We start from the raw sequence: 11,167 nt of genomic DNA on the forward strand, positions 1-11,167 counted from the left end.
TCTGGCCAAGCTTAAACAACTGGCACAGCATCCAGAAGCAGATCAACAAGCGCAAGCACAATATCCTATTGCGGGGCATATCTTTGAAGTTAAAGATAAAGGCTCATCAATATTCCCGTATGTCCTGGAAGATGGGGCATTCCGCATCAGTCTATCCAAAACCAGCAAGAAAACACCGATGGTGTATGTGAAGCTATCATCCCGGTATCTGTGCAGTATTAAACCCGCTGAAGCTGAAAAACATCTGCGTCAGATTTTGAATGAACTGGGCACACTAGAGAGTTCTGCCCATGTCAACCGTATCGATTTATGCGCTGATTTCGTTTCCCATGAAAACATGGAATCCTGGGGTCGTGAAGCGTGGATTACGCGTGGCAAGAAAATCGATGCGCATGCGGTTAATGAGAAATTCACAGGCTGGTCGATTGGCCTGGGCGGCAAGATTTCCTGCCGGTTGTATAACAAGCTGTTAGAAATTCATACCAGTAGCAGAACCGATCTTATTCCGCTATGGAAAGAAACCGGTTGGCAAGAGGATGAACCCGTTTGGCGTGTTGAATTTCAGTTAATGCGCGATGTTTTGGCAGAACATGGTTTGGTAAGCCTTGATAGTGTATTGGCTGATTTAAACGGCTTGTGGAGCTATGCTTCAACGGAATGGCTTCGTCTTACGTTACCCAATCCCGATGATCAGACACGCTCACGCTGGCCGATTCATCCGCTTTGGGGATATATTTCATCCATAGACTGGGAAACCGACTTCAACACGCTTTCCAGGTCATTCAAACCGGAACGCTTGCCGGAAGATAAGCGGATACTGACATTAGGCATCAGTTCAATGGCTTGTTTTATGGCCAAGCATGGCATAACTGATTTTGATGAAGGTTTGGATCGCTATTTGCTGGCACTGCATCAGCATCTTTTTTCCTGCGGTGAATTTATTGGTTTGTCAGCGGGAGATTATCTACTTGAAAAGGTGCACTTACGTGGCAAAGAATACAACACCATCCTGAACATCAATGAAGCAGATCAAAAACGCTTAGAAGTCGAAAAAGCTGCAAAAAATTACCGCAAAGCTTCGGAGGGAGAATGAAAACTCTCGACTTAGAAGAAGCTGCCCAATTTCTCAAAATGCACCCCGAAGAAGTGCGCCGCCGTGCTAAGGCGGGGATTATTCCTGGCGCAAAGGTGGGAAAGTGTTGGGTATTTGTTGAAGATGATCTTGTTGCCTACCTGCGCTCGTTATATGCTACTCCCCGGCAAGCGTTGCAAGTGGGACATGGAGAACAATTATGTCACTCTTTAAACGCGGTAAAACGTGGTGGATTAGTTTCACCACACCAAGCGGCGAGCGAGTTAGATGCTCTGCTGCAACTGAAGACAAAACCCAAGCACAGGAATTCCACGACAAGCTGAAAGCTGAATCTTGGCGGGTTGTAAAACTGGGGGATAAGCCAAAACGCACTTGGGATGAAGCAGCTTATAAATGGCTGATGGAAACTGAGCATAAAGCTTCACATAAGCAGGACATGAAGCAGGTTGCATGGATTCAACAGTTTTTTAGAGGTCGCCTACTTTCTGAATTAACTCGGGAAGTAATTGCTGAAGTAGGTGAAGTAAAACGTAAAGAAACTTCACCTTCAACAGCTAATCGCTATTTGGCAACAATCCGGGCAATTTTGCGTCGTGCTGCCCTTGATTGGGAATGGATCGAGAAAGCACCGTTTATCCGGTTGTATAAAGAACCTAAACGGCGTATTCGTTGGATCGAGCCAGAGCAAGTCAAAATGCTTCTTGATGAATTACCGGAGCATTTAGTTGATTTGGTTAAATTCTCTCTGTGTACTGGGTTACGCAAACGAAATGTAACTGATCTTGAATGGTCGCAAGTTGATCTGCAAAGAAACGTTGCATGGATACATGCAGATCAGGCTAAAGGAAGAAAAAGTATTCATATTTCGTTAAATACTACTGCAATAGAAATATTGCGAAAACAAATTGGCAAGCATCCGGTGAAAATCTTCACTTATCGAGGTAAGCCAATCAACCAAGTCAATACTAAGGCTTGGCGTAGAGCATTAATACGGGCTGGTATTGAAAACTTCCGCTGGCATGATCTGCGGCATACCTGGGCTAGTTGGTTAACCCAGAAGGGTGTTCCGTTAAATGTGATTCAGGAGATGGGGGCTTGGGAGTCGACTGAGATGGTAAAGCGTTATGCGCATTTGGCTCCTGAGCAATTCAGAAAGCATGCAATGGTTGTTGATGATCTTCTGAATGACACAATTTTGACACAAGGAGAAAATTAGGAGGTCATTAAATTAATATAACCTATTGATTTAATGGTGCCGACACCAAGAATCGAACTCGGGACCTTCTGATTACAAATCACAAACACCGTGTATTTATCCATATATATGGAAATTTATATAAATACGCAGACCTTTACACAGAATGGCATTCAGGGTAGATTTAGCATTTACGTACATTGATAGAAATGCACTAAAATGCACCCGGAATGTAACCCCGGCGTAACCCCAATTTGCCATGACCAAAAAATTCAACTTTACAAAAGCAGAGATTGACGCCCTCCCCTTGCCACAAAAAGGCAAGCGCGACACATATCATGACACAAAGGTGAGTGGTTTGCACTTGCGTATATCATCAACCGGGATCAAAACATTTAGTGTTTTTAAACGCATCAAAGGCGGTAATCCTGAGCGCATAACACTAGGACGCCACCCTGACATGACGATTGATCAGGCAAGGCGAAAAACTATGGAAATCAATTTGGTTATAGCTGAGGGCAAAAGCCCAGCTGAAGCTAAACGCAAATTAAAATCGGAACCCCTCTTCTGTGATTTATTTGCAGAATATTTAGAAAGACACTCTAAACCAAAGAAAAAAACATGGACAGATGATCTGGATAATTATAAAAAACATATTGAAAAACAGTTTAGTAAAAAAAAGTTATCAGAAATAAATCGAGCAACAGTATCGCTACTTCATAGCAATATAACAACTAAATCAGGACCAATTGCTGCCAACAGAATATTAGCCTTAATTTCAAGCGTGTTTGGATGGGCAATATCAGCAGGGCTTTGGGAAAACAACCCGGCTATTGGGATCAGGCGTAACAAAGAAAAGAGCCGGGATCGGTTCATTCAAAGTGATGAGCTGCCAAGATTCTTTCAGGCACTCTCAAAAGAGCCAAATGAAACAATTAGAGATTATGTTTTAATCTCGCTATTGACCGGCGCACGCAGATCAAATGTCTGTAGCATGAAATGGCAGGATATTAATTTCGAACGTGCTGAATGGCGTATAGAAGAAACAAAAAATGATACGCCTCAAACAGTAACACTTTCACCAGAAGCGATTGAGGTTTTGCAAAACCGAAAATCAGATGATAGTGAATTTGTTTTTCCCGGCATCGGCAAATCAGGACACATTCAGGAACCAAGAAAAGGCTGGGAACGCATATTAAAAAGCGCAGAAATAAAAGATTTGCGACTTCATGATCTAAGGCGCACATTGGGAAGCTGGCAAGCAAAGACCGGTGCATCGCTGGCGATTATTGGCAAATCGCTTAATCATAAGAACCAAAATACAACGGCGATTTATGCGCGGCTTGATCTTGATCCGGTTAGAGACTCGGTTAATACAGCCACAAGCGCAATGCTTGCAGCAGGCGGGCTAACAAAGCCAGGTGAAATTGTACAATTTAAGAAAAAGAAATAACAAATTGCAATATGTGCGTAGCGACAAACTAAATGACTGATTTATCAAATAGACGCAGGCTCGATTCCATACCCAATTATTTATCTTATTATCAATCAGTTACATGACAAATGCTAACTAAGTTTTTGCATTTTTGGTAAGCATTTAAGGATGTCTTTTTGCAGAAATTTCGGTTCATTTTTGAATCGTTTTGACTTGTACTAATAGAATGAGCGCCCACCGGGTTTACTACCAAGTCAACTGTATCTGAGCGACAAAGGGATTATGAGACGCAGATAACAAATACAGTATTAATTATATCAATCACTTACAATGCTTGCCAAGTACGAAACCGGTGTCAAACAGTCTCAAATGGTGGTATTTCTGCCGTAGTTTGGCACAGTGATTTTTATGATCACTTAACAATGATTGTTCAATATCTGTTTGCTGTTTCAATTTGCAAATCATATTTATCTATGCCAAGATTAAATATGATTACCTCTGATTAAGGAATAAAAAATGGCAAGTGAAACAGGACGCATGAGTGTATCAGTAACACCAGAAAAACAAGAAAAACTGGATGCTATGGCGCACACTATGGATCGCTCCAGAAACTGGTTGGTTAATCAGGCTATTGATCACTATCTGGAAATTTACGATTGGCAAACAAAAAAAATCCAAGAACGTCTAGATGTTGCTTCAGGAAAAAATGCAAAATTTCATTCAAGTGATGATGTTGATGCCACGATAGATAAATTCAAAGCATGAGCGCTGTTGTATGGCTCGATGAAGCACTAGAAGATTTAAAATCAATTGGTGAGTATATTGCACAAGAGAACGCTAATGCTGCTTATAATGTTTTAATTAAAATAAAAGCTACTGCTGATAATCTATCGCGACACCCCGAAATTGGCCGCTCAGGCCGTGTGTTTGGTACGCGCGAGATAGTAATAAGTGATCTTCCATACATTCTTGCCTATCAAATAACCGACAGAGATATTCGCATATTGGCTGTCATGCATACATCCAGAAAATGGCCTGAAAATTTCAATCGTTTTCGCTAGTAGTTATCGCTCACAAGTAACGTAAGCTGCACAGTCAGCTTGTGCCTTGAAGGCGCAACACCATTCTAGTGTAATCTACAGATACTGATTTATGCGTATTCGACACTTAGCGTAACTTCTTGTTTGCTTATGCAATGTGTAAGATAAGTTAGGTGATCGAAAAGACTCAATTCTTGACTCACTTTTTGTGACCCTCACCAAGCTCGTTAGAAATAACATGACAAGGGTCTTAGGAAGTTAAAGCGGGGTAGTGTTTCAGTTTTAAAATGGTGCGACCGATTCAATCCCCTATGTGCAGATTCATCCCAAATCAGACATCTCGTATAGCGGCCTGATTTCGAACTCACTCGGTCCCGGCATGGGTTTGGGCAGCGCTTCACCTAAGCGGCCGCCTTATTCATATCCTTGACTTCCCAGAGTCAAAAACGAATGACCAGCTCGCGGGGATGGGGAAAGATCCGTCGATAACCGTACGACCGGCACCATCCATCGAACGGAATACGCTTGCCCCGCGAAGATGGCGTAAGGCCGTCAACAGTCCCCGTCCTTCATGATGCCTGCCTTGTCCAGCTCGTCATTAAACTGCCTATCGCCTCCATCATCTAGGCCGCCGGGACAAAGCCCTTTTCGCTGTCTTCGGTACCTTTCACTAACACCATCACACGTATAGTCTGTCTCCTTATTTGAGTCGGCTCACCAGCCTAGCATACAAACGAATGGTTATTTTAGGTTCCTGAAATTTTCTTAGATGGTTAAGACCAAGAGCACTATTGGCAGTTGAAAACCGTCATGCGATTCATCGACCTCTATAGAACCTTGCTGAGGGAATTCAAGAGTAAACAAATATTCCCTAAATTTGTTTACAGACAATAAAAAAGCCACTTAGTATTAAGTGGCTTTCCAATTAATAAGGAGATTATTAATTTGCTTGTGTATTGCCGATGCTGCCGCTTACAAATTTCGGTGTTTGGTTTTCACCAGCTAACTTGTAATGCAACTCTGCTTGCGCTTTATTCTCAACTACAATTTCTTCATACTCACGAATATTGGCTTTCTCATGAGATTGAAAATCTTGACCTCCACGGCCATAGTAATACGATCTTGATTCGTAATCTTCCAAAGCAGCTTGGTGTTCTACAAGCTTAGCCTCTGCTTCTTTTAATAAAGCTTCATGACGTTTTGCAATTTGCAGATGATCTTGTGCAGTCAAAATTTCTTCTGCGCTTGCAGAACCGAATGGCAGGCTAACAAAAAATAAAGCAGCTATTAAAGAAATTGCTGTGATAGTTTTTTGGGTTTTCATGATCTTTGCCTCCGAATTAAATTTCAACGATGATTGCATATTAATGGCTACGACATCGAAAATGAATCGGGGAAGCCTTGGTTTTTATACTAGGGAAACCACTATTAACCTCTAAGGGAAACACCTAGAATTCATGAAACTTAGTGTCGTATATGGCTTTCAACTGAGTTAGTGTCAGTTAATGAAACAGTTTTTTGCATCAGAAATTATTTAAATGCTTTATTTTCAGCGTTAACAAATTGATGAAAAAGATCGTCCAGCTTGCTTTCATGAGTTTTCAGGTCAGATTGCTGTTTATAATCTTCAGCAAGCTTGAACAATCCATCAATCAACTGATTATCTCCAGTAGGGAAAGCAAGGGCGGTCGAGTCTTTAGTTAATTTATCATTCCAGAGTGCGCGAACAGCCGCCCAGAATGGTGCGGTGGATTGCCAGTAATTCATCGCAGCAGAAAAATCATATCCGCTGATACGCCGATATTCATTAAATCCAAACTCTCTAACTAATACGGTATCTTTTTGATCATTGGCACGGATCACCTTGGTATTATCCTGTTCGTGCGTCCAGCCTTGTGGGGTAATGGTATGCCGATTTTCAGCATTAATTAGCTGATAATCGTCCCGCGTAGTATATTCCCGGCGAGGCAAAGGACGCCAGGTACGGTCTGATGTCCAGGTTGAAACGCCGTATTTATGATTCCATTTTCCAGTACCTGTATAGCGGGGCGCATCACTGACTTCATAGACTAGCTGAGTCCATGTACCGGCTACTTCTTGAGGTGTTTTTGTTTTTAGCGCTGGTCACCTTCATAACTCCAATGCTTGGTCGATTCATAAACCCAGTCCTGTCGCCAGTGTTTGACAACTTCGCCACTGCCTGTCACAAGCAAATGCTGGAATGAAAGTTTTTTACCACTATCATCTATCAACACCACTTTCTCGAATGCCCCGCTGTGCTTGGGCCCTTTACGGGTATAACCGGGTTTCAGGATCACCGTTTCATAAAAATTAAAGCTAACCTGAAAATCCCCTTGCAATGCAAGAATAGGGCGGCGATCACAATCAAATGATTGTTCATCGGCGGTACATCCAGCAACCAGATTCTCTGAGGTTGGATATTCCGTGATGGAAGGCTTTGGTTGCTGTTGAGGAGCACTTGCGCAACCAATCAAGGCTACTAAAGCTCCCGTCAAGCAGAGCAGTTTAGGAAAATATAACGTGGATCGCCTATTGGATTTCAATTCTTTTATTGAATACATATAGCTCAAAATTCCGAATGACAAAAACTCTCCACTCCACAGGTCTCCGGCCTCTTCTTAAACAATTCTCGCCACCCTTACAATCTGACCCGGTGCAATCTTCGGATGTGCTGTACAAAGTATATGTACGTGGTCTTTGCGCAACTTATCTGCTCAAACTCAATGTCGTATCGCTCTGCTATCTCTTTCGTAGTCATCATAATGATTCTTACAACCGCTTCGTCTAACACCCTCGTCTGTATTTCACAGGAAATACAATGTGATAATGTATCTGCCACGCATAGTGGCTCGCCTTCTCTACGACATCTCACATCCCAACATTCTAAAACCTAATTAGATCCCCCGTGGCAAAACCACAGGGAATCACAAGATAAAAAAATGAAAATTCTCGTTATTATATCAATGATTATTTGTAGCTTAATCGGCTGCGTGACATATGATACTTCTAATCAGTTAGAACAAAATGATAAATGTGCCTTAGCGGGAAGAGCATTCATGCACTCTTGCATGAGTAGGAGATAACTTTAATAAATTTCAGATAAATTAAAAGCATGAGATAGTGAACAGATTAATAGGTTATTCTGGAATCACTAGCAACAAAATAGAAGCTTGTCAGGCTGCTAACCCTCTCCCCTCCTAGATGTGTATAAAATCTGAAGATTAAAGCAACCATTAGCAGTTTTATATTATTTGGCCCAAATGCTCTGATAAATGACCCTAGGGCCACTAATCATTTTTTATTAGCTTCCTCATAATGTCTTCTACACAAACCATTAGAGGAGCACCACAAAATGCAATTTACTCAAATCAGAAATGCCACACTTAAAATTAATTATGGTGGCAAGAAAATATTAATAGACCCTTGGCTAGCGGAAAAAGGAGCCTTGCCGGGGTTTAGCGGTACGATCAATGAACATATTCGCAACCCAACATCAGAATTGCCTATGCCAATCAATGAGATAATTGATGTGGATGCGGTTATCTTAACGCATGATCATCCAGATCATTGGGATGATGCGGCTAAAAAGGCAATTCCTAAAGACATGTTGATTTTTACCCAACATGAAAAAGATGCAAAAGCTGTAAAATCCGCCGGATTTAACAATGTTCAGATACTAAATGAAGTCAACGATTATGAGGGTATTACGCTGATTAAAACCCTAGGACAACACGGCAGGCCGAAGGTAGTAGAAGACATGAAAGAATTGCTGGGCGAAGTGAGCGGTATCATTTTCAAACATCCCAATGAAAAGACATTTTATATCGCTGGAGATACGGTCTGGTGTGAAGAAGTCGACAAAAGCTTGAAAAAATATCATCCTGATGTGGTCGTATTAAACAGTTGTGATGCACAAGTTATCGGTAATGAATCGATTATCATGGGGAAGGAAGATATTTACGAAGTCTATAAAGCCGCTCCTGAGGCAACTATTATTGCAAGCCACATGGAAGCAGTGAATCATGCCACTTTAACCAGAAAAGAGTTGGGTGAGTTTCTCAGAGCAAAGGAAATGACGCAACGAGTATTAGTACCTGATGATGGTGAATCATATACGTTCTGAGGCCAAAATAATGCATCTATCTTACTGATGCATTATTTTTTACATATATTGTCTGATTATTTACAAGCTTTCATCATAAATACTATTTAAACGGTAAAAAAGTTTAACCTTCGAGGTTTTAATATGGCTGTCCCATTAGTTGCGGTTGTTGCTTTTAATCATTTCAGCCCTTTTCACTTATCGGTACCATGTATTATTTTTGGTGATCTCCTGCACGATCAAAAATTATTTGAACTGAAGATCTATGCAGAAGAATCGGGCCCGATACGTTCAAATGAGGGGCTGAGTGTTCAATCGTCACTTAGTGTGGAGGAATTGGCGAAAGCAGACATTATTATTGTTCCGTCTTGGCGAGATCCTGCTGAAAAGCCAAACCAGGTAATGCTGGATGCAATGGTTGAGGCACATGCACGAGGTAATCAAGTTGTAGGGCTGTGTTTGGGCACTTATGTGCTTGCGTATGCAGGTTTACTGAAAAACCATAGGGCGGCTACGCATTGGGAGTTTGAACAGGACTTCATAAATCGTTTTCCTGATGTAGAACTCGACTGTAATGCATTATATGTTGATGATGATCGTTTGATTACTTCGGCAGGGACAGCAGCCGGTCTCGACTGTTGTTTATATCTAGTTCGCCAGCGTTACGGCAGTGCAATTGCTAATAAATTGGCTAGACGTATGGTGATTCCTCCATATAGAGAAGGTGGTCAGGCACAATTTATTGAACGTCCTGTGCCTGTTTCAACACAGGATGCCAGAATCAACAAGCTTCTAGATTATTTAAGAAATAATTTAAATAAAATACATGGGTTGGATGAACTTGCTCAATATTGCATGATGAGCCGACGTACCTTCACCCGACAATTTTACAAAGCAACTGGAATGACAGTTGGAGATTGGTTATTAATAGAGCGCCTTCAGCGAAGTCAGGAATTATTAGAATCTACCTCTTTAGCAATAGATACTATTGCAGAGCAAGTAGGATTTCATTCTACTGTTTCCCTGCGTCAACATTTCAAACATAGATTTAATGTAACTCCAAGTGAATGGCGAAAAACTTTTCAAGGTAAATATCCACGCTTAGCATCCGCCGAGATAGCCTAAGAATCTTTGTTATTTTTTTATTAATTTTTACTGCGGAGAACTATACATGGCAGAGTATGTAGATGAAGTCGTTATTCCTTATGATCGTGATTTGGGGCCGGTACTTTTCGATTATTATGGTGTAGACACTGCGCGACGTATTTCAGAGCAATCACCACGCGACGTGCTTGAAATTGCAGCTGGCACAGGTATTGTCACCCGTCATTTACGTAACATGTTACCTAAAGAGACTCACTTGACTGCGGTGGACATTAGCGATTCCATGATGGAACTAGCCCGCACAAAATTTCTTTCCAATGAACAGATCATCTTCCAAAATGCCGACGCTACCGCGTTACCATTCGAAGACGAGGCGTTCGATGCTGTAGTCTGCCAATTCGGTATTATGTTTTTCGATAAAGAACTAGCATTTCGTGAGACGTATCGAATGCTGAAGCCTGGAGGCAATTACTTGTTCCGTGTCTGGGATTCTGAAAAGTACAATCCATTCGCGAGCTTGAGCTTTGAGGTATTCAAACAATTTTTTCCTTCAGATCCTCCCCACTTTTTATTTGAACCAGTTTCGTGTCACCAAATCGATCCCATCAAAGAAAAACTGATAAATGTTGGTTTTGATAATATAGAAATCTCAGTTCAGCGCCATTCATACGACATTTTAGATGTGACTGCTTTTGCACGTGCATTAGTGTTTTCGCCAGTTATTTTTGAAATAAGAGATCGTGGCGGTGTTGATCCGGAGGATATAGTTAAGGTGTTAGCAGAGGCATTTAAAAAAGAATATGGTTCAAATCCAATGCGCTATCCGATGCAAGCCATATTGTTTGAAACGGAAAGACTTTAAGTATTGCGGGCAGATGTTATTTAAAATCGAAAATTAATATCTAGCATATCGAATGAATTATTTTTTAAGGTCTTAGGAAGTTAAGCACATACTAAAGTGTGCTAACTTACTGAGATGGCTTCCCTTTATAAAGTAGCATACGAAATATCATACCCACCGGCGAACCGATCTCAAATATCTGGCATAGTCATTACCAAATTTAGCCAATAGGGCATTTTCTTCCGAAATAATCTGAAATCGATTTAAATACACAACAAACAGCGGTAACAACAAAACAGACAAGACATTTGCTAAAAATGCGCCCCATGCCGCAAG

11 protein-coding genes and 1 pseudogene are annotated in these 11,167 nt (G+C 41.3%); 9 read left to right on the top strand and 3 right to left on the bottom strand.

Annotation, left to right across the window (positions count from 1 at the left end):
- The 6 genes from KF839_RS14220 to KF839_RS14245 form a co-directional block, all read left to right on the top strand.
- Positions 1–1,093 (top strand): replication initiation factor (locus KF839_RS14220; protein ID WP_292918488.1); only part of this gene is annotated, 1,093 nt, incomplete at its 5' end.
- The gene (locus KF839_RS14225) at positions 1,090–1,416 is read left to right on the top strand and encodes a helix-turn-helix domain-containing protein (protein WP_292918489.1); all 327 of its coding nucleotides are present in this window, start codon (positions 1,090–1,092) and stop codon (positions 1,414–1,416) included. The genes KF839_RS14220 and KF839_RS14225, both read left to right, overlap by 4 nt.
- Positions 1,326–2,309: a tyrosine-type recombinase/integrase gene (locus KF839_RS14230; RefSeq protein WP_292918499.1), complete on the top strand. Its 984-nt coding sequence runs from the start codon at positions 1,326–1,328 to the stop codon at positions 2,307–2,309. Before KF839_RS14225 ends, KF839_RS14230 begins: the two co-directional genes overlap by 91 nt.
- 238 nt (positions 2,310–2,547) lie before the next feature.
- The gene (locus KF839_RS14235; RefSeq protein WP_292918490.1) at positions 2,548–3,741 is read left to right on the top strand and encodes a tyrosine-type recombinase/integrase; all 1,194 of its coding nucleotides are present in this window, start codon (positions 2,548–2,550) and stop codon (positions 3,739–3,741) included.
- 498 nt (positions 3,742–4,239) lie between these two features.
- Positions 4,240–4,488 carry a CopG family ribbon-helix-helix protein gene (locus KF839_RS14240; protein WP_292918491.1) on the top strand — a complete coding sequence of 83 codons (249 nt, stop codon included), beginning with the start codon at positions 4,240–4,242 and terminating at the stop codon, positions 4,486–4,488.
- The gene (locus tag KF839_RS14245; RefSeq protein ID WP_292918492.1) at positions 4,485–4,784 is read left to right on the top strand and encodes a type II toxin-antitoxin system RelE/ParE family toxin; all 300 of its coding nucleotides are present in this window, start codon (positions 4,485–4,487) and stop codon (positions 4,782–4,784) included. Before KF839_RS14240 ends, KF839_RS14245 begins: the two co-directional genes overlap by 4 nt.
- Positions 4,785–5,703: 919 nt before the next feature.
- Here the strand turns inward: KF839_RS14245 and KF839_RS14250 are convergent.
- The 3 genes and pseudogenes from KF839_RS14250 to KF839_RS14260 form a co-directional block, all read right to left on the bottom strand.
- The gene (locus KF839_RS14250) at positions 5,704–6,087 is read right to left on the bottom strand and encodes a hypothetical protein (RefSeq protein ID WP_292918493.1); all 384 of its coding nucleotides are present in this window, start codon (positions 6,085–6,087) and stop codon (positions 5,704–5,706) included.
- A 206-nt stretch (positions 6,088–6,293) separates the two neighbouring features.
- A pseudogene (locus KF839_RS14255) lies at positions 6,294–6,857 on the bottom strand (DUF6607 family protein); the annotation flags it as partial.
- Between the two features lie 20 nt (positions 6,858–6,877).
- Positions 6,878–7,369, bottom strand: coding sequence for a DUF6607 family protein (locus tag KF839_RS14260; protein ID WP_292918495.1), 492 nt, complete (start codon positions 7,367–7,369; stop codon positions 6,878–6,880).
- 767 nt (positions 7,370–8,136) lie between these two features.
- Between KF839_RS14260 and KF839_RS14265 the strand changes: the two genes are divergently transcribed.
- The 3 genes from KF839_RS14265 (at position 8,137) to KF839_RS14275 (ending at position 10,852) form a co-directional block, all read left to right on the top strand.
- Positions 8,137–8,907: an MBL fold metallo-hydrolase gene (locus KF839_RS14265; protein ID WP_292918496.1), complete on the top strand. Its 771-nt coding sequence runs from the start codon at positions 8,137–8,139 to the stop codon at positions 8,905–8,907.
- Between the two features lie 123 nt (positions 8,908–9,030).
- The gene (locus KF839_RS14270; RefSeq protein ID WP_292918497.1) at positions 9,031–10,011 is read left to right on the top strand and encodes a GlxA family transcriptional regulator; all 981 of its coding nucleotides are present in this window, start codon (positions 9,031–9,033) and stop codon (positions 10,009–10,011) included.
- Positions 10,012–10,057: 46 nt separating this feature from the next.
- Positions 10,058–10,852, top strand: a complete 795-nt coding sequence (locus KF839_RS14275) for a class I SAM-dependent methyltransferase (RefSeq protein ID WP_292918498.1) — start codon at positions 10,058–10,060, stop codon at positions 10,850–10,852.
- The last annotated feature ends 315 nt before the right edge of the window (positions 10,853–11,167 follow it).

It is taken from the genome of Nitrosomonas sp., from assembly GCF_019635155.1.
Classification (GTDB): domain Bacteria; phylum Pseudomonadota; class Gammaproteobacteria; order Burkholderiales; family Nitrosomonadaceae; genus Nitrosomonas.

Bases quoted from the DNA above. Each gene is read 5' to 3' on its own strand.
- KF839_RS14270 (WP_292918497.1), top strand. From the start codon at position 9,031: ATGGCTGTCCCATTAGTTGCGGTTGTTGCTTTTAATCATTTCAGCCCT.
- KF839_RS14275 (WP_292918498.1), top strand. From the start codon at position 10,058: ATGGCAGAGTATGTAGATGAAGTCGTTATTCCTTATGATCGTGATTTG.
- KF839_RS14235 (WP_292918490.1), top strand. From the start codon at position 2,548: ATGACCAAAAAATTCAACTTTACAAAAGCAGAGATTGACGCCCTCCCC.
- KF839_RS14225 (WP_292918489.1), top strand. From the start codon at position 1,090: ATGAAAACTCTCGACTTAGAAGAAGCTGCCCAATTTCTCAAAATGCAC.
- KF839_RS14265 (WP_292918496.1), top strand. From the start codon at position 8,137: ATGCAATTTACTCAAATCAGAAATGCCACACTTAAAATTAATTATGGT.
- KF839_RS14250 (WP_292918493.1), bottom strand. From the start codon at position 6,087: ATGAAAACCCAAAAAACTATCACAGCAATTTCTTTAATAGCTGCTTTA.
- KF839_RS14240 (WP_292918491.1), top strand. From the start codon at position 4,240: ATGGCAAGTGAAACAGGACGCATGAGTGTATCAGTAACACCAGAAAAA.
- KF839_RS14245 (WP_292918492.1), top strand. From the start codon at position 4,485: ATGAGCGCTGTTGTATGGCTCGATGAAGCACTAGAAGATTTAAAATCA.